Source organism: Pseudobacter sp. (genome assembly GCF_051955275.1).
Taxonomy (GTDB): Bacteria; Bacteroidota; Bacteroidia; order Chitinophagales; family Chitinophagaceae; genus Pseudobacter.
Genome location: NZ_JBQCGW010000293.1, coordinates 45,697 through 64,910, shown reverse-complemented (window position 1 = coordinate 64,910; position 19,214 = coordinate 45,697). Strand labels below are relative to the sequence as shown.

The following is a 19,214-nucleotide window of genomic DNA, read 5'->3' as shown; positions in this document are numbered from 1 at the left end:
CGCTAAAGGTAAGAAATCCGGATCAGGCTCAGGCCTTCGCTCTTTTTCTGCTTCCTTCGAGGTTAGGCAGGAAGGCCGTGAGGATTCCTATCAGCGGTAACCAGGCACATACTTCATACACGTAACGGATACTTGTGGCATCGGCCAGCTTACCCAGAAGGGCTGATCCCACACCGGCCATACCAAAGGCAAAGCCGAAGAAGAGACCGGCGATCATGCCCACTTTACCCGGCATCAGCTCCTGTGCATATACCAGGATGGCGGAGAAAGCAGAGCTGAGGATAACCCCGATGAACACACTGAGTATGCTGGTCCAGAAAAGGTTGGCATGCGGCATCAGCAGGGTGAAAGGGGCACAACCGAGAATGGAGATCCAGATCACATATTTCCTTCCGATCCTGTCGCCCAGCGGGCCACCAATAAAGGTTCCGGCCGCAATGGAGAAGAGGAAGATGAAGAGATGGATCTGCGCGCTCTGCACAGATATCTGGAATTTATCCATGAGGTAGAAAGTGTAATAGCTGGTGAGACTGGCCATGTAGAAGTACTTGGAAAAGATCAGTACAAGCAGTATGACGATGGAAAAGATCACTTTTCCTTTTGATAGTTGTACATGCTGTACACCAGCGGCAGCGGATCGCTTCGGTTTGATACGATGTGTGTTCAGCTTATACCAGGCGCTGATGCGCAGCATGATGAAGATGGCCAGTAAGGCAGCCAACGAAAACCAGATCACATGGAACTGTCCCAGCGGAACGATGATAGCTGCGGCCAGCAAGGGCCCCAGGGAACTGCCTGCATTACCGCCCACCTGGAAAAGCGATTGTGCCATACCATGTCTTCCACCGGCTGCCATATAAGCCAGCCTGGATGCTTCCGGATGGAAGATAGCAGAACCGATACCCACCAGTGCAACAGATACCAGTACCATCGGGAAGCTATGCGCCATGGAGAGGGAGATAAGCCCCATCAGGGTAAAGCTCATGCCGATAGCCAAAGAAAAAGGTTGCGGCTTTTTATCAGTGTACATTCCTACCAGTGGCTGCAAAATAGAAGCAGACATCTGGAAGGTAAGCGTGATCAGGCCCACCTGCGTGAAGTCCAGTTTCAATGATTTCGCCAGAATAGGGTACATGGCGGGGATCAGAGATTGCAGAGTGTCATTGAGCAGGTGAGTGATACTGAGTGCTATCAGAACGGAGAATACCGTTCCTTCTGCTACTTTCTGCGCTGTTTGTTTTTCTTCAGGGGTGAGCGTGGTGCTTTGCATAACTGCCATTAAATTTTACTTGCTATGGGTGCTGATCCTGGTAGCCATGATCAACGCCTTTGAGGGATCTTTTTCACTGATACTTTCCAATAGTCCTTCATGCATCTCCTGCGTGTTGCGGAATGAGGAACAGTCTTTATAACGGTCCATAAAGGACTGTTTCATATGTGTGGCAATCGTTTTATACAGATCGATGAGGATGGGATTTCCCGAGGCTTCTGCAATGGTGGAGTGAAAATTGATATCGGCCTGGATGGTCTCGTCCTTATTGTCCTCTTTGGCAAAGCGGGCACGGTCTTTCAGGAACGACTTCATTTTAGCGAGGTCCTTTGCAGTGCGATGCATGGCCGCTTTTTCCGCAATCTTCACTTCCAGCAGAAGCCGTACTTCATTGAGGTCCTGGTAATGAGCATTCCTCAGTTTACTGTGCAGGGATTCCACCGGTTCGGTAGCAACGATGAACATACCAACACCCTGCTGCACTTTCACCATGCCTTTATTCACGAGGATCTTCACCGCTTCGCGGATACTGGACCTTCCAACACCGAAATGCTGCATGAGCTCAGGCTCCGTGGGAAGCTGATCGCCGGCCTTGTACTGCTGGCGGATCTGCTGCTCCATGCGGCCGGCCACTTCGTCGGCAAGGGATTGTCTCTTTAGAGGTTGATTTGTATTCATCATATCATCTGATGACTCAAAGGTAGGGAATGTTTTGGAATTGGCAAGAAGTGGGAAACACTGAACGATAGTTTGTAGCGGAAGCGCGCTGTGCCCAGCAGCTCGCGCTGCGGTTTTCTGCAAAAGACATCATTAAAATGCATCGATAAAATCAGGCTACCTTGCAGGCTCACGTAACAATCAGAATAATCTGCTTAAAAACTTATGAAAGCCATCTTCCTTACCCGATTGTTTACACTTCTTTCTCTATTTTTAAAACTTATTCATTTAATCATCGCCACTATTTTCCTATGGTCAACAGGTTACTGTTATTGATAACCATTGCAGCGGTTTCTTTACTGCCTGCCTGCAGCAGTTCCAAAAAATCAGTTCAGAGTAATAATGTTAATACTGAAACGCCCGCCACTCCGGTACAGAGAGAGTTCAGGGCTGCATGGGTAGCTACTGTTGCCAATATCGACTGGCCTTCCAAACGAGGGCTCAGCACAGCAGAGCAACAGGCCGAAGCCATTGCCCTGCTTGATTTCCTGAAGGCCCATCACTTCAATGCCGTGGTATTCCAGGTGCGGCCGCAGGCGGATGCCCTCTATCAGAGCAGCCTCGAGCCCTGGAGTTATTACCTCACAGGAGAGCAGGGCAAGGCGCCCAGTCCATATTATGACCCTTTACAATTCTGGACCGAGGAAGCGCATAACCGTGGTCTCGAAATGCATGTATGGCTCAATCCTTACCGCGCACATCATACCGTTGGCGGCCCTGTTACAGATAGCAGCATCGTGAAAAGGAAACCGGAACTGGTGTTGAAACTGAAAGACGGCAATTACTGGTGGTTCGATCCTGCTTTGCAGGGCACAAAAGATCATAGCACGGCCGTGGTGATGGATATTGTAAAGAGATATGATATCGATGGGGTTCACTTTGATGATTATTTTTATCCTTATCCTGATTACAACAAATTTGAAGACTTCCCTGATGGCAACAGCTGGCAGGCCTATGTGAACAGTGGTGGCAAATTATCACGGGGCGACTGGAGAAGAGAAGCCGTGAACAGTTTCATCGAGAACCTTTACAAAAAGATAAAAGCAGAAAAGAAAAATGTAAAGTTCGGACTGAGCCCATTCGGGATGTATCGCCCCGGACAGCCTGCATCCGCAGAAGGTTTTGACCAGTATGAACAATTATATGCCGACGCAAAACTTTGGTGGAACAAAGGTTGGGTGGATTATTTTGCGCCGCAACTCTACTGGACCATTACACGCAACGGCCTCAGCTTTCCTGTACTGCTTGGCTGGTGGGCCCGCGAAAACCAGCACCAGCGTCATCTCTGGCCCGGCATGAGCGTTGGCCGCGATACCAGTGCCGCCAATACCCGTGAGATCCAGAACCAGATCATGATCACCCGCGGCATGGTGCCCGACGCACCCGGAACCATTCACTGGAATATTTCAAGCCTGCGCCGTAACCCGCCACTCGCACAGGGCATTATCGAAGGTCCTTATAAGAAAGATGCATTGGCGCCCACCACTCCCTGGCTCAGCAATGCCACCCCGGAAGCACCTGCTGTAACGTATAGCTTTGCAGGAGACTCATTACAGGTGAACTGGAAACCGGAAAATGCAGCTGAAGATTTCCGCTTTGTAGTGTACTTCCAGCATGGCAACCGGAAAAAGGATTATGTAATTCTGAACCGGAACGACCGGTCTGTCCGCATCCCGGTGACTGCAGACGACAAATCTAAATCCGCTTTGAAGGCAATCGGTGTAACTTCGGTTACACGTATGGGTAATGAAAGCAAGTTGATCATGATCCCCATCACCAATATTCCCCCGTTAGCCTCTCTGAAGATCGTACCGCGCGCAGAATGGAAAGCCGCAGAGCCCAAACCTTTCAAGCAGCAAACGCCTGTACGCATCACCATCCACCACGAAGGCACCCGCTTCGATTCCACCAAAGACGCAGCACAGCATATAAAGAATGTTCAGACCTGGGGCATGGGAACAGACCGCAACTGGGCTGATATTCCCTATCACTTTCTTATCGGACGGGATGGTACCATTTATGAAGGAAGAAGCGTGTATACAACCGGTGAGACAGCCACAGAGTACGATCCCACGGGCCATCTGCTGATCTCATGCCTCGGCAACCTGGAGGAACAGGAACTGCCTGCACAACAGCTGGAAGCTCTCGAAAAACTGATCGCCTGGGCCTGCAGGAAATACAATATCTCTCCTGACACTATCGCTTCTCATAAAGATTATTCCAGGCAGACCGACTGCCCTGGTAAAAACCTCTACATACATCTGCAGGATGGATCGCTCAAAACCAAAGTACTTTCCCTGCTCAGATAAATTGTTACTATTAAACAAAAAGAGACTGTTTCAACATTGAAACGGTCTCTTGCTTTTATACTGTCAGCTTGATGCTTCCACATTATTTATGTTTGTCGGCTTTCAGTTACCGGCTCGTCGCCTTATTATCTGACTTCGGTATTCTTTGCTCCCGGCGGGGCAATTAGCGACAGTAAATTCCCCTAATTTTAAGACATGAAACATATATCAATCCTTGTACCACAGGGTGCGCTGCTGGGCAGCATAGAAGGTCCCCGGCAGGTGTTTTCAGAAGTGAACACCATGGTGATGGGTCAGCTTGGCAGACCTCCCATGTTCAAAGTTGAACTGGTGGCGCTTACAAAAGATGTTCCTGTGTATGATGGGCTTTACACCATCAAGGCAGATGCCTTACTGAAAGATATTTCCAAAACAGACCTGATCATCATTCCAGCCCTTCAGGGTGATGTGGGCAAAGCCATAGAACAGAATGCCGACTTCATCCCCTGGATCATCAGGCAACATAGTCAGGGTTCTGAAGTGGCCAGCCTTTGCATCGGCGCATTCCTGCTGGCCTCAACCGGCCTCGTCAATGGCAGAAAGGTAAGCACGCACTGGCTGGCGGCAGATGCATTCCGTAAAGCCTTCCCTGAAGTAGAACTGGTGGAAGACAGGATCCTCACTGATGAAAGCGGGATCTACTCCAGCGGTGGCGCATTCTCCTACCTCAACCTGCTGATCTACCTGATCGAAAAATATGCAGGGCGTGAAATTGCCGTGGTATGCGCCAAAACTTTCCAGATAGATATCGACCGCAAGAGCCAGAGCCCTTTCATGATGTTCAAGGGACAGAAAACGCATGAAGATGACACCATCCATCGCGCCCAGGAATTTATCGAGAAGAACGTTCAGGACAAGATCTCGGTGGATCAGTTGGCAAGCATGCTGGCGCTGAGCCGCCGCAACCTGGAACGCCGCTTCAAGAAAGCTACTGCCAATACGGTAGTGGAATATATCCAGCGCGTGCGGGTGGAAGCTGCCAAACAAAACCTGGAATCGAGCCGCGACAATGTAAATGAAGTAATGTACAAAGTGGGCTATACAGACTCCAAAGCATTCAGGTCAACTTTTAAAAGGATCACCGGCTTATCACCGGTTCAGTACCGGAACAAGTACAACAGACTGACCTTGTCCGAGAACTGAATTGCAAGTAAAATATTCAGCTTTAGTTTCTAAACAAACCGGGATCATCGTTGTGATGATCCCGGTTTGTTTTATATGGCCTGCTTTTTAATTATTCTGACTGTCTGCCGCAACATCTTCCGGAATGGCCGACTCATCCATGTACAATACTTCCCACTGATGTCCGTTGATATCCGCAAAACTGCGACCATACATCCAGCCATGATCTGCGGGCTCTTTGGTGAAGGAGCCACCTGCTTCCAGGGCTTTGTCTACCAACGCATCCACTTCAGCCCTGCTGCCTACAGCCAGCGCGTTGATCACCTGTGCAGTTTTGGTTGGGTCACCCACTGCCTTGTTATGGAAACTCTGGAAGAAAGGTTCCACCAGTAGCATCGCATAAATATTCTCGCCAATGATCATGCAGGCTGCAGCTTCATTGGTGAACTGCTCATTGAATGTGAATCCCAGGTGAGCAAAAAACTCCTTTGTTTTATTCAGGTCCTTCACCGGAAGGTTTACAAATATCTGTTGTACCATGATAGTGTGTTTTGATTTGATGCTGCAAACTTAGTTCCTCTGCCGTTATCATCGCTTGTACAATTCCGACAAAAAGCAGGTAAAATGCGACCAGCTTATTTTTTCAGCACCAGGTCTTCTTTTGCGGCCCAGATGTTCAGGTCCTGTTTGGTGAGGGCGGCCGCCATCATATCCGGGAATTTATCCGGTGTGCAGGCAAATACAGGCACGCCCAGGTTGGAAAAGAATTTTGCCTCCTGGTGATCGTAACCGGGTGCACCATCATCATTGAGTGCCAGCAAAACAATTACCTGCACACCTGCGCCAACCAATTCTGTGGCGCGCTTGCGCATGCCGGCGGGATCGCCGCCTTCATAAAGATCCGTGATCAATACCAGTACAGTATCCGATGGCCTTGTAATGATCTGCTGGCAATAGGTGAGTGCCAGGCTGATATCCGTGCCTCCGCCCAACTGCACGCCAAAAAGCAGTTCTACCGGGTCCTTCAGCTCTTCTGTAAGATCAGCCACGGCAGTATCGAACACCACCATCTTTGTTTTGATGGCGGGGATGCTGGCCATTACTGCACCAAAAATACCAGAGTACACAACGGATGTGCCCATGGAGCCCGACTGATCCAGGCAGAGCACCACGTCTTTCAGCGATGTACTTTTTCTTCCATACCCGATGCGGGTCTCAGGAATGATGGTCTTGTATTCCGGTTGATAATGTTTCAGGTTCTTCTGAATGGTTGCGGCCCAGTTGATCTCATTATGTCTTGGTCTCCTGTTCCGGATCGACCGGTTAAGACTTCCCGTTATGGCTTGTTGCATAGGCTGCTGTAATTTCTTCATCAGCTCGTCCACCACTTTGCGCACAACAGCCCGGGCAGTGTCTTTAGTTTTTTCCGGGATCACGCGGCTGAGCGTCATCAACGTGGCAACCAGGTGCACGTCTGCCTCTACATTCTCCAGCATTTCTTTTTCGGTGAGCATCTGTGTAAGATCGAGGCGCTTGAGCGCATCTTTCTGCATCACCTGCACAACGGTATTGGGGAAGAAGCTGCGGATATCTCCCAGCCATCGGCTTACGTTAGGAGATGAGCCTCCAAGGCCGCCGCGCCGGTCACTGTCGTACAGCGCTTCCAGTGTTTTGTCTATTTTAAGATCCTGTGGGCCCAGGCTTGTGCCGGTGCCATCATGCTGATCACCACCAAGGATCAGTCTCCATTTACGCAGGTTGGTTTCATTCATATCAGTCCTGGATTTGAATGGGATAATTGAAAAGTTTCATTACCACGGGAATGCCTTTCAGTGCCCGTACGGTATCGATATCTGTTGATACCTGTTTAGCGGTTATTCCTGTGCTGCCATGTTTTGCCTTTTCGCCCAGCTTCCTTCTTTCGGGTTGGGAGAAATGCGCGAAGGTCCTTCTGAGCAAAGGCAATACCTGCATGAAGGTTTCTTCGGGTAATTGTTCCAGCCAGCCGTTGACCACCATCCAGAGCTCATTATCCAGCAGGAGAATGGTGCCGCTTCCTTTGAGAAAGCCCTCGAGCCAGGCGGCAGCTGTGGCTGGCGCTGCGGCTGTTGACATGGCCTGATAGAATTTCTTCAGCAGCTCATCGCTTTCCCATTTTTTATAGTCGCTCAGCAAACGGGTGGCGTAGCCTGCAATCACAGGAGAAGTGGAACCGCTGCCTGCTATCACCTGTAATGTTTGCTGCCATTGCAGTGTGAGTGTTGGTTTCTGCAGCAGGTTCACCGCTTCCGTCATTTTCCGGAAGAGCTCAAGCAGGTGTTCAGCCGCATCATCATCTACGGATACGCAGGCATTGGGCAGGCTCACGCATATGCGCGTGATCATACTGTCTACAATGCCCAGCACCATGCCGGCATCAGTATTGCGCACGTTTCCGTAGCGGCTTACATTTACCAGGGCAGGGATCACTTCCATCAGTTGCACCACATCATCGCTGGTAGCCGCCAGGTTGTTGATCATATTGATGAGTGCTTCCACCGCGGTGGGTAATGCAGCAGGGATCGATTGTTCAAGCAATGCACAAACCACCCGCAGCTCATCCGATGAATATGCCTGGTGCATTACAAACCTGCTGCCAGCTTCTTCCACCGTATTGCCCCAGCTTCCTTTTTCAATGATATCGATGCTGAAAGCGGGATCCCATTGAAGTGTCCATTGTTCCTTGAATGTTCCCTTTCCGGAAACATTCGACTGATGCCCCCATTTCAGTTGCAGCAGGCGGAGCCGGTGAAGAAAGATACTTCGCTCCAGGTCTGTTTCCTTACGAAGATCGAGATTGTATTCTTTCTGTTCAGCTGTTGGGGGCAGCCTGAGTTTTTTCTGCAGTTTTTCAATATCCAGTTGAAGGGGGGGCTTGGGAATTTCTACCGGCACATTCCCGATACGATCGGAGATGATCAGCTTATCATTCACCAGCGACAGCAGGATGTTCTCACCCATGCAGAGCACACTGAGCGTGGCTTCGTTCAGTTCTTCCAGTCCTGCTTTGGAAAGATTGCGGAGAGCAGCGAGAGACTGTGAAAGCCTGACCGCCTCCATTATATGGGCAACGGACGTATCTATCTGCTGTTCCCTGAAAAGTTTTGCCACCAGTGCCATCCAGCGGGTGCCGTCATCTTTGGGATGTTTCCAGAGATGGTGGTACCAGCCGGGACTCCAGATGCCTGCACCGTATCCGGATGCAAGGCTCAGGCGGTTGTAAGTCCAGGGGATCCAGGTGCATTCCACTTTTACTTTGGGTAATCCTTTCAGCAGCTCGTTGTCTTCTTTTTGTTTCGGCATGTCTTTCAATGCCGGGGCGTGCCAGGCGCCGCAGATCACGGCAATATTCCGGAACATTTCTTTTTCCGCCTGCCGGATCACTTTTCGCATATATGCTTCGCGCAGTTGCTCTCTTTTGTCATCTTCATTGGGATACGCTTCGCGAAGCGCTCCCATCATTTCTTCAACTGCTTCAAAAATTTCGTGGCTGTCTTTCCGGTATTCCACCATATGTTCCCACCATTTCTCTCCATCATCATAACCGGCAGCCAGGGCCAGTTCATGGATGGGATCGGTGCGAAGTTTTTGCGGAGGGTCTTCCTTTTCCGGCTCCTGGGTTATTGTCAGGGTTTGCCTTCCTTCATCCTGGTCGGATTGCAACTGATCTGTATTATCCAATGGTCCGGCAGGTGCTTCGTGTTTATCATTCTCTGCATCCAAAGCAAACTTGTGTGCAATGGGCAGGTCCATGAAACGCACGTGGATATTGTTCTTCCGGGCATAGAGGATAGCCTGCCATTCAGGAGAGAATTCTGCAAAGGGATAGAATACCGCCTGCTGCGGGTTTTCCGGTTGAAAGCAGAGAATGGCCACGGGGGGCGTCAGTTCTTTATCCGACACCCATTTCAAAATACCATCGGCTTCAGGAGGGCCTTCCACCAGCACGATGTCCGGCTTCGTTCTTTCAAGAAATTCTTTGACGTTCCTTGCAGAGCCCGGACCATGATGTCTTATTCCAAGAATTTGAATGGCCATTGCAATTACTTGATGTGATCCAAATCATTTACACTCCCAGGTCGCGGCAGGCGCGGTAAATATCACGCCAGTCGTCTCTTGTTTTGAGGACCGTCTCCAGGTATTCCTGCCATACAATCTTATCCTGCACGGGATCTTTCACTACTGCACCGATGATACCGGCAGCCAGGTCATGGGCATTGAGTGTACCATCGCCAAAGTAGGCGGCCATGCTCAGTCCGTTGTTCATTACTGAGATTGCTTCTGCTGTGCTAAGGGTGCCGGTAGGCATTTTCACTTTTGTTTTTCCATCGAGCGTTACACCATTCCGGAGCTCGCGGAAGATGGTAACTACGCGGCGGATCTCTGCCAGTGCCGGAGGTTCCGCAGGAAGCTGCATCACTTTCTCGAAACTTTCCACCCTTCTTTTCACGATATCTATTTCTTCATCCATGGAATCAGGCACAGGCAGGATCACTGTATTGAAACGGCGTTTGAGGGCGCTGCTCAATTCGTTCACGCCTTTATCCCTGTTATTGGCAGTGGCAATGATATTGAAACCGCGCACAGCCTGCACTTCGGTATTGAGCTCAGGCACGGGTAATGATTTTTCTGAGAGGATGGTGATCAGCGCATCCTGTACATCGGAACCGATACGCGTCAGCTCTTCTATGCGTGCGATCTTTCCATCTTTCATGGCACGCATAATGGGTGTTTCCACCAATGCTTTTTCTGTAGGTCCTTCAGAGAGGAGGCGGGCATAGTTCCATCCATAGCGGATAGCATCTTCACCGGTACCGGCAGTACCCTGAACGATCAGGGTGGAGTTACCACTGATGGCTGCGGCCAGGTGCTCGCTCACCCAGCTCTTGGCTGTGCCGGGCAATCCATAGAGCAGCAGTGCGCGGTCTGTAGTGAGCGTAGCCACTGCAATCTCCATCAGCCGCCTGTTGCCGATGTATTTCGGAGATACTTCAAATCCGTTCTTCAGTTTGCCACCAACAAGGTAAGTGACAACAGCGCGCGGCGACATCACCCAGTTGACAGGCTTCTGATCGCTGTCCTGCTTCTTCAGCTCGTCAAGCTCCTGTGCGAATAAGGTTTCTGCATGCTGACGTAAAATGGTTGACATATGGATTGTTTTATACGTTGAATGCGTTTATGATTTCTTTCCTGGTATTCAGTAATTGTTTGAGATAGGCAGCTGTACTTCGCCAGAGGTTCATTTTATATTCCTCCTGCACTTTGATGCTATCGAGATAACCCGCCACTTCATCCGGGATGAGGCGGATATGCTTCTGCATCATATTTTTTGGATACTGGTAAGGATTATTGGCGATATGTATCATTACTTTTGAAGCGAGGGGAAGGCTCCAGGGGGAATCACTTTCAAAAGCTGCTTTCATGATATCCTGTGCAGCGCTGTCGAAGAAACGGAGCATGCTGGCTTCGCGCTTTTCTTTTGGCAGCAATGGAAGCACATCCGTGTAGAGTACATCGCTCTTGCTGAAGAGGATCTCGCCCCAGCGTTTGTCTTTATTGGCAACCGCTGCCAGTACCAGCGCAGGGATCAGTTTCTTTCCCAATGCATCGGATTGAAAAAGCTCTACTATTTTATCGCCGGGCAGCTCAAGGTATCTTTCCCAGAAGGCTGGCTGCACGGATCGCAGGAGTTGATAATAAATGAACTCTTCATCGGAATAGCCGTGTTCTGTGCTTTTAGGCTCCAGGCCAAGCGCTGCCTGTTCTTTTTTGATCGATTCTGCTGGTGCGAAATGCAGTTTGAGTTTGCTGCTCATGCCCAGCAAGGTTTTTTCTTTCTGAACTGTTACCAGTTTCTTCAGGGTATCTTCGTATTTCCTGATCAGGCCTGATGTTGGAATGAGCAGGAGCAACTGCACTGCTTCAGCTTTTACCTTTTTGCTCTTTTCTGCGAGCAAGGGTTCCAGGAAAGCCAGATCCCGCCCGCTGATATTATCATACAGCAGTTCTAGAAAGCCCTGTTTGGTATTGGCATCTTCCTGTGGCCACACCGCCTGCAACATGGCAATCGCTTCGGATGGATTTACAGCGCGCTGATCACGTAATACCTGTTTACGCTGTTCGGGAGAGCCGGTCTGCCAGGCATCATCTGCTGTTTGATTAGCAGAGAAGTTCCAGGCGTTGTTGAACTGGCTGAGCCATTCGCCTCTTTTTCCGCAGCAGGCGGTTACCATGGGTTGCCATTTTTTGTTGTAAGTGGCCTGTTCCAGCATGGTGGGAACATAGGCAGGTTGTATCAGTTGCTTCTTCTGCGTGCAAAGCTGCAGCCATAGCAAGGTGAGGCTATCCATATCTTCAGCCACCACATCCTGTAAACGCTGCATGGCATTATTGCTGCAGTAGGGAAGCAACTCTGCTGCTGCTTTGCTCACATTCACTCCGGGATCAGGCAGGGCCGTAACACCGCACTGGCGAAAGTTCATGAGCAGCGCGCCCAGTTGCAGGAACTGTTCCTCCTTTCCGATATTAGTGTTGGCGGTGATCAGAGCTGCGGCTTCCGACAACTCAGCAGGAAGGGCCGAAGCGTTCACCAGACTTTTATCTGTGCCCATCATAGCAGCCGTTACTATCTGATTCCAATGCTCCATGTCATAATTTATAGGATGATGTATTCTCCATTACTCCAGACACCTACTACTTCGTAGCGGTCTTCTTTCCCTATGAGGGCAGCATCGAGCGGTTCGCCGCCACTCACGGATAATAATTTCCAGATATATCGCTGCGATTCCTTCATCTGCATTACTGCGCCATTACTGTCTTGCAGCCACCATTGTTCTTTGTATTGCACGGGGCTTAGCTGGCGAACTATATAAGGCCTTTCTGAGCGGAATGGAATGCTGGCAAAGGCGGCTGTTTCGGCGGCCGTAACCTCTTCCCAGTTATTCAGTCCTGTGTAGGATTTATATGTGCCGGCCTTGTACTGTTGTTTGATCAGTGCGCGCAACGGAAGCACAGATGGAAAGAACACCAGTTCCGCATTGATGAACAGTCCCGGTGTAAGGATCAGCTGATTCAGTTGACCACGTGCCGTGAACTGGAGTACCAGTGCATATTGATTGGTATTGGTGCCGTATAGCCAGCATCTTTCCGTGGTTATATTATCGCGTTCGGTTACCTGTTTGGCCAGCACCAGCCAGTCGTCTGTAATGCCTGGCTGATCTTTCAGCTCTTCCTGTTTCTGGGCGAAGCCGATACCGGAGCGCAGGTCCTGCAACAGGGCGGAGTCCTGTGTTTCACTATTGGTATACCCTTCGATAAGTAAATAAAGTTGCAGTAGCTGATCCATGAAACCTGATTGCCATCCTTCGGCATAGAAGGGGGTATCGCTGAGGTTGCGCAGCCAGGTGGCGAGGCCTGGGGCCTGTGCATCCACCATTCGTTTGGCCATCTGTTCAAACCAGGCGCTTCCTTTTTCGGGCATACTGATGATGCCATTCCGGATGATATCGCTGATCCATAACCGAAGATCGCTGATACCATCGGCAACTTTCTGTTCGCGGGCCTGAAGACGTTTGGCTTGTGCTGCTTCGTCAACAGGTTTATCTTTTTTCTCTGTTTGTTTATCCTGTTTTTCTTCTCTTTTAGCCAACCAGGAGCTTACCCATTCCGGCTCTTCGGTGGTGGTAAAACTGGAGGGTTGTTTTGAGTAAAGAAGGAGGAGGCCAAGCCCGTGTTTGCAGGGGAATTTCCTGCTGGGGCAACTGCATTTGAATGCAATATTGGCTGTATCGATCTGTGTCTGGTAAGGCTTGCTGCCACTACCCTGGCATTCGCCCCAGAGGGCTCTTCTGTTCGCGCCCTTGCTCACCCATTTTGCCGGGTTGGAAAGTTCCTTACCCGATTTTATGGAACCTGCATCAGGCGCAAGCTTCAGTATTTGTTCTTCAGTCAGGTCAAGGCTCAATGGTTACAATTTGGGAATGATCAATATAATGGTCTGGCTGTAATTTACGCGCTTTTCAATTCACTGTTCCTTTTGAAATCGCAGTGCGGGATCTTTCAGATAAATCCGTACAAAATATAGTGCGTGGTCTGCGGAATTGTTCCGTGTTCTTTCCCGGTCATTTATGATGCTCCGGGCCTTTTGCGCTCCAATGCTGCTGCTCTGAGAAGGCAAACATTCTTCTTCCGGTCAAATCATGAAATACCATCACCGATGCTACCACCAGGAACATGATGATAAACCATCTGTACTGAAAATAGGGGGAGTTATTATTGAAAATATTAATGGACATGGTTTCTTTTTAATGTTGAGACAAAGGATTGTTGTTCCATCTTCTGGTTTCCAGGAAGAAATCTTTGAGCAGGCGGAAAACAGGATATAACAGGAATAAGGTTACTGCCCACCAGATATTCACGCCATTGGGAATATCATACATCACTTTCAGTTCAAAATCATTCAAGGCAGCAGTTGCCGGCCGGGTGGTCTTTATATTCAGCATGTACGTACCTGGGGGTATAGCTGTGAAATATATCTGATCCCGCCTTGAGCCTTCGGACCATCGTTCAGCCCCTTCTTTTCCTTCATAATATTCCACTCCTTTTTCAAGGGAGATTTCTTTGCCGGTTTCCATATTTACCAGGGTTGCATTCAATTTAAACCAGCTGTTCTGTACTTGTGCATAGAAATCCAGTTCCATATTACTGCTGAATTTTGTAAGCTCGAATGGCCCCATATTAAAAGTTTGGCCCAGGGAGTCAGCAAGCGCATATTTTTTTTCCAGCAATAGTTTTTCTTCTTTGTTGCCTCCGATCAGGTTATGCAGAAGGATCAGCAAGGTAACACAAACAGCAGTTGCTATGATTACTTTGTACCTGTTCAGGTAACCTGTTGGTTGCAAGGCACCTACTCCAGCTTGGGAAGACCTGGTATCCAGCCCGAAGGAGTTTTGTATTTCCGCCTGGCTCAGGTGTTGTGCATGATACCAGGAGATGCCTTCATTGAAATTCTCATCCCGAATCCACATTTCGGGCGGGGAAATATATTCCCGGACAGTGGCCTGTGAATCATCAAAAAAATTACCGGGAAATTCCCCTGCTGCTGCAGTTACGCTGGCGCGGTATCTTCTGAATAAAAGGAAAGTTTCTTTTTTGAATGTACAATTCTCTTGCGCCCGGTCCAGCAGAACGGGAGTCTCCAGATGTTTCCGCAGATAGCTCCAGTGCCCGTCATCTTCCCGTAGAAAAGCAAAACCTTCCTGCGAATTATACAAACCATACTCCTGCCAGCGCAAATCTGTATTTCCTTTTCCGGTTTTCTCAGCGTAACCCAATACCTTATAACAGCTCCCTTTCAATTCACCTTCGGCTCCTAAAGGAATAGCCGGGTGCATTGCCCGTTTCAATTTTTTTTCTTTAGCAAAACCATGAGGGTATTTGTAAACATACACCTGGCTGCAGTTGGTACATGCCACGGAACCAGCATAAGGAAAGTGTTGTACGGTGATGAGCGCTTTGCACTCTGTGCATTGAAATTTTTCTGGGGAATATACAGGCTGTCTCAGTTGTTGCAGTTGTAATTCAGCAAAAGAAGTGAAAAGAACTTCATACACTTCATATTGATTGTTCTGCCATTCCATCACAAGCAGTTTATCTCCTTTGGCAGATGCCATTCCATAAATATTTGCATGCTTGCGGTATCCGTTAGATTTAACTTCCCCTTCAAATGATATTTCGAAGATCTTATCCTTCGATTCAAGGATCCACTCTTTTTCCCCATTTGCCGCCACAGCTCCAACAGTAAGATTGACCAGTGCTCCATCGAAAGGGATTTTTGTATCATCATTTCTTTTGAGGATGCCATACATGCCATAAGCTTCCATCAGCCAGCAATCATTGTCTTTACCGAAACTGACATCCCAGTAATTCAATACTGTTTGATCAAAACGCAGTCGCAGCCTGCCCTTTACCACAAATCCCCTTTCGTTGAAAACGCCGGTGGTACCGGGTTGTATGATCTCAGCAAACAGATCAACTGCCGACTCTTTGGTTTGGGTCAGTTGTCCGTATTCATCCTGCCTGATCACTTTTCCGCAATCACAGCTACGGTAAGCAGGCTTAGCTGTGAGAAAACCGATGGGCTTTCCGCAACCCGGGCAAGGCTTGATATAACTCATTCTTATACGATAATTTGTTACTGAAAAACAGTAATGGCAGAGGTTATATATTTTATTGATCAGCTATTTTGGGTCTGTTGTGAGGGGGACAATCAGGTGTTTACCCGGCTGAAAACTTATTATTCATAAGTCTGCGGGCAAAATACAATTTTTTCCTGTCGCTTGCTTAACCGGTGCTGGCTGTGCTGATAAAATAAATATTAAGGATGATATAAAGGCTGAGCAGTATGGCTGCCATCACCCTGTCAAGTGTAGCCGCTTTCAGCGCCTGCCCGCTCTTGATCAGTTTAAGCGACCACGCTGTTGCAGTAATGGTACAGAGAATGAAGCAGAGTGTCAGCCCGTGCAGGGAGTCCACCAGGGTGAAGGAGGCAGATTCCGGGAGGGAGGAATCGATGATATATTTATTTCCGATCACGGCAAAGAGCGCACCTACGCTTAGTCCAAAGCGGGAATCGATACCATCCGAGTGGATAAAGAAACATACAAAAGCGATCATGCAGGCGATGTACATACCCAGGAACAGTTTCCAGAAGAGGCCCATGGCATCGCGATGAATGCTGAGGCGGGTCTTGAAAGTGCTGTATTCTGTATGTGGCTTTTCAAAGCTCTCATCACCAAAGGCCGTTTCATAGGCTTTGATGCCGCTGCTGATCACACAGCTGTCGATCTTCCATCCGCTGAGTGCAAAGCGGGGATCGTAATGGTTGCCCACCGTGTCTGGCTGAAACACAAGCGAGCGGGAATCGTATTGTGAGTTCTCGATATTGATCCGGAGTTTCTGCTGATCGAAAGGGAAATTGGTGATCTTCCAGGAGTCTTTCATTACGCATTCCAGTTTCATGAGCATATAAATCTTCCCGTCGGAACTGTCGATCGTAACGTAGGATTTATTGACTGACTTAGCGGCAGGCACTTCCAGGTTGTTATAGAAATCGAATTCCTTTCGTTTGTACTTGAGCCATAGCCAGAAATTGACGGCAAATTCCTTGTCCTTGAAATCGATATTATGGATGCTGGTGATATAAATGCCGGTCTTTACCGTATCCGGGGCTGGGTCCTGTGCATGGGAGAAAGTTAAGGTCAGAAGGAAACAGCAAAGCAGCATGAAACGATAAAACCGGGGCTTTTGCATGTTGTTGGTTTTTCTGTAGTCAAGATAATACAGGTAAAAGAGAAATGCAACAGGCATTTCCCCAACCGCGGCCAGCCGTTCGTCCCAGGACTTTGCATTCCATCCCTGACCCCGCATTTCATCCCGGAATGCAGGCAGAACGGCCCCTTCATTTGGAAGCCCCCTCCTTCCTGGGATAGCTTTGTGAAAAAAGAAACGATGCGTTCCAAAGCTACCTGCCTTGTTTTTCTGCTCCTCTTCGCCCTCGGCCTAAATGCCCAGACCATTATTTCAGGTCTGGTCCGCACCAACGGGAAAAAACCACTGGAAGGCGCCAGCATTACCCTGGAAGGGACCTGGTACGGAAGCACTTCTTCTAAAGATGGAAGTTTCTCTTTTTCCTGTCCGGATACCGGCCATTTCAATCTTTCAGTCAGCCTGATCGGTTATAAAAAGTTGGAGAAAGAAATCCACCTGACAGGCAGTCAGCTTTCCATAGAGTTCCTGCTGAAGGAGGAGGTGAACGAAATGCAGGCGGTTACCGTTTCTGCGGGCAGCTTTGAGGCCAGCAACCAACGAAGGAATACTGTGCTCAAACCATTGGATATTGTTACTACTGCGGGTCAGCAGGCGGATATTGTAGCGGCGCTGCGCACCCTGCCCGGTGCACAGCAGATAGGAGAATCCGAAGGACTGTTCGTACGCGGAGGTACAGGGGCAGAGACGAAAGTATTCATAGACGGCATGATGGTGACCAATCCTTTTTACAGCAGCGTACCGGATATCGCGCAACGAGGCCGCTTCTCTCCGCTTATTTTCAAAGGCACACATTTCAGCAGCGGCGGTTATTCCGCGCAGTTCGGACAAGCCATGAGCTCTGCCCTAACCCTCGAAACCCATGACCTGCCTACCCGCTCCGAAACCAATATGATCATTTCTTCTGCGCAGCTCAGCCTCACCCGGCAACAATTGCTGAAGGAGAAAAAAGCGAGCGCGGGCTTTTCCATCAACTACAACAATATGCAGCCTTACTATGCTGTGGTACCTCAAAAGCCGCATTACAGTAAACCACCCGAGATCATCAATGGGGAAATGTATGGCAGGCTGAAATCCCGGAAAGGCATGTTCAAATATTATGGCTATGCCACACAAAACCTGATCGGCTTCGACCGCCCCTCCATAGAAGCAGAAAAAGCCAATGATCAATTCAACCTGAAAGGACAGAATATATTCACCATCCTCACTTATTCCGGAAACCTGAACGACAACTGGAAACTCAATTACGGAGCAGGTTTCAGCTATAACAAGGACCGTATCGATTTGAGCACATCCACCAGCTCCGACACGATATTTAATTTTCGCCCGCGTATTTCCAATAACACTATGCAGGCCCGTTCCGTTTTTACCAGGCTGTTCGGCAGCCTGAGTAAATGGCATAATGGTTTTGAATTCCTGCGCATTGTGGATAAGATCGAAGCAAGGGACAGCATCCCTTTCATCAACAGGACCGACAATTTCATTTCCATCTTTTCAGAAAGCGATATCTACATTACTCCTTCCCTGCTTGCAAAACCCGGTATCCGGTATGAATACAGCAGCCTGCTGCAAAGGGGTTCTCTTTCACCAAGGTTGTCCTTTGCCTGGAAACTCCGTAAAGCAGGACAGGTGAGCCTGGCGTATGGAAAATATTTCCAGAAACCAGAGACCAGTTATCTTTTCCGGAAAACGGATCTGCAATTCAGCAAAGCCACCCATTATATTTTCAATTATGAGCGGATCGCCAATAACAGGACCATCCGTGCAGAGTTGTTCTATAAGAAATATGAGCAGCTCATCCGTTTCCCTTTCAATCAGCCATCCATACTCAGTAATACCGGCAATGGTTATGCGAAAGGATTGGAGCTTTTCTGGAGGGACAAAAAATTATTCCCGGGCTTCGACTACTGGATCTCTTATTCCTTCCTCGATACCAAAAGACAATTTCAGGACTATCCGCTGGAGGCCACACCTACATTTGCGGCGAAACACACATTCAACCTTGTGATGAAACAGTTCATCACTCCGATAGCTACCAATATTTCCGTCACCTATTCCTATGCATCAGGCAGGCCCTATTATAATCCCAACAAACCTGTTAAGGATTTTTTGTCAGACAGGACCATCGATTACCACAACCTGGGATTCCAGGTAAACTATCTCTGTGAGATCGGGAAAGCCAATACCGTATTCATCTTCAACCTAAACAACGTGATCGGCAACAACCAGGTGTTCGGCTATCATTATGCTTCAAAGCCCAACAATGCGGGGCTCTATCGCGGAGAAGCCATCACTCCCATGGCAAAGCGCTTCGTATTCATAGGTGCCTACCTGACTATCGGGAATGACAGAAGAAGGGAGATCATCGACAACTGATTCATTCATTACTTTAA

General features: G+C 48.8%; 14 protein-coding genes. 3 read left to right on the top strand and 11 right to left on the bottom strand.

What is annotated here, in order from left to right; all coding sequences use genetic code 11:
• Positions 1-28: 28 nt before the first annotated feature.
• Together ACTHMC_RS25685 and ACTHMC_RS25680 are read right to left on the bottom strand one after the other, a co-directional pair.
• Positions 29-1,279: an MFS transporter gene (locus ACTHMC_RS25685; protein ID WP_440417680.1), complete on the bottom strand. Its 1,251-nt coding sequence runs from the start codon at positions 1,277-1,279 to the stop codon at positions 29-31.
• Positions 1,280-1,285: 6 nt separating this feature from the next.
• Positions 1,286-1,951 (bottom strand): FadR/GntR family transcriptional regulator, encoded by a 666-nt coding sequence (locus ACTHMC_RS25680; RefSeq protein ID WP_440417678.1) that lies wholly within the window; start codon positions 1,949-1,951, stop codon positions 1,286-1,288.
• Between the two features lie 287 nt (positions 1,952-2,238).
• On the opposite strand from ACTHMC_RS25680, the gene ACTHMC_RS25675 reads away from it, so the two are divergent.
• A complete protein-coding gene (locus ACTHMC_RS25675) occupies positions 2,239-4,296 on the top strand; it encodes a family 10 glycosylhydrolase (RefSeq protein WP_440417677.1) in 2,058 nt (685 codons plus the stop codon).
• A gap of 195 nt (positions 4,297-4,491) precedes the next feature.
• Positions 4,492-5,478 carry a GlxA family transcriptional regulator gene (locus ACTHMC_RS25670; protein ID WP_440417676.1) on the top strand — a complete coding sequence of 329 codons (987 nt, stop codon included), beginning with the start codon at positions 4,492-4,494 and terminating at the stop codon, positions 5,476-5,478.
• A gap of 87 nt (positions 5,479-5,565) precedes the next feature.
• Here the strand turns inward: ACTHMC_RS25670 and ACTHMC_RS25665 are convergent, their stop codons facing one another.
• The 9 genes from ACTHMC_RS25665 to ACTHMC_RS25625 all read right to left on the bottom strand — a co-directional run bounded on the left by ACTHMC_RS25665 (position 5,566) and on the right by ACTHMC_RS25625 (position 16,806).
• Entirely contained in the window at positions 5,566-5,997 is a 432-nt protein-coding gene (locus tag ACTHMC_RS25665; protein ID WP_440417675.1) for a VOC family protein, read from the bottom strand.
• A gap of 95 nt (positions 5,998-6,092) precedes the next feature.
• A complete protein-coding gene (locus ACTHMC_RS25660) occupies positions 6,093-7,229 on the bottom strand; it encodes a VWA domain-containing protein (RefSeq protein ID WP_440417673.1) in 1,137 nt (378 codons plus the stop codon).
• A gap of 1 nt (position 7,230) precedes the next feature.
• Positions 7,231-9,534 (bottom strand): DUF5682 family protein, encoded by a 2,304-nt coding sequence (locus ACTHMC_RS25655; RefSeq protein ID WP_440417672.1) that lies wholly within the window; start codon positions 9,532-9,534, stop codon positions 7,231-7,233.
• Positions 9,535-9,562: 28 nt separating this feature from the next.
• The gene (locus tag ACTHMC_RS25650) at positions 9,563-10,645 is read right to left on the bottom strand and encodes an ATP-binding protein (RefSeq protein ID WP_440417671.1); all 1,083 of its coding nucleotides are present in this window, start codon (positions 10,643-10,645) and stop codon (positions 9,563-9,565) included.
• A 10-nt stretch (positions 10,646-10,655) separates the two neighbouring features.
• The gene (locus ACTHMC_RS25645) at positions 10,656-12,143 is read right to left on the bottom strand and encodes a DUF5691 domain-containing protein (protein WP_440417670.1); all 1,488 of its coding nucleotides are present in this window, start codon (positions 12,141-12,143) and stop codon (positions 10,656-10,658) included.
• Between the two features lie 8 nt (positions 12,144-12,151).
• Positions 12,152-13,459 carry an SWIM zinc finger family protein gene (locus tag ACTHMC_RS25640; protein ID WP_440417668.1) on the bottom strand — a complete coding sequence of 436 codons (1,308 nt, stop codon included), beginning with the start codon at positions 13,457-13,459 and terminating at the stop codon, positions 12,152-12,154.
• A 157-nt stretch (positions 13,460-13,616) separates the two neighbouring features.
• The gene (locus tag ACTHMC_RS25635; protein ID WP_440417667.1) at positions 13,617-13,790 is read right to left on the bottom strand and encodes a hypothetical protein; all 174 of its coding nucleotides are present in this window, start codon (positions 13,788-13,790) and stop codon (positions 13,617-13,619) included.
• Between the two features lie 9 nt (positions 13,791-13,799).
• On the bottom strand, positions 13,800-15,671 hold the full coding sequence (locus ACTHMC_RS25630; RefSeq protein ID WP_440417665.1) for a DUF4178 domain-containing protein: 1,872 nt from the start codon (positions 15,669-15,671) through the stop codon (positions 13,800-13,802).
• A gap of 166 nt (positions 15,672-15,837) precedes the next feature.
• Positions 15,838-16,806: a hypothetical protein gene (locus tag ACTHMC_RS25625; protein WP_440417664.1), complete on the bottom strand. Its 969-nt coding sequence runs from the start codon at positions 16,804-16,806 to the stop codon at positions 15,838-15,840.
• Positions 16,807-17,004: 198 nt separating this feature from the next.
• On the opposite strand from ACTHMC_RS25625, the gene ACTHMC_RS25620 reads away from it, so the two are divergent.
• On the top strand, positions 17,005-19,197 hold the full coding sequence (locus ACTHMC_RS25620) for a TonB-dependent receptor (RefSeq protein WP_440417662.1): 2,193 nt from the start codon (positions 17,005-17,007) through the stop codon (positions 19,195-19,197).
• Positions 19,198-19,214 lie beyond the last annotated feature (17 nt).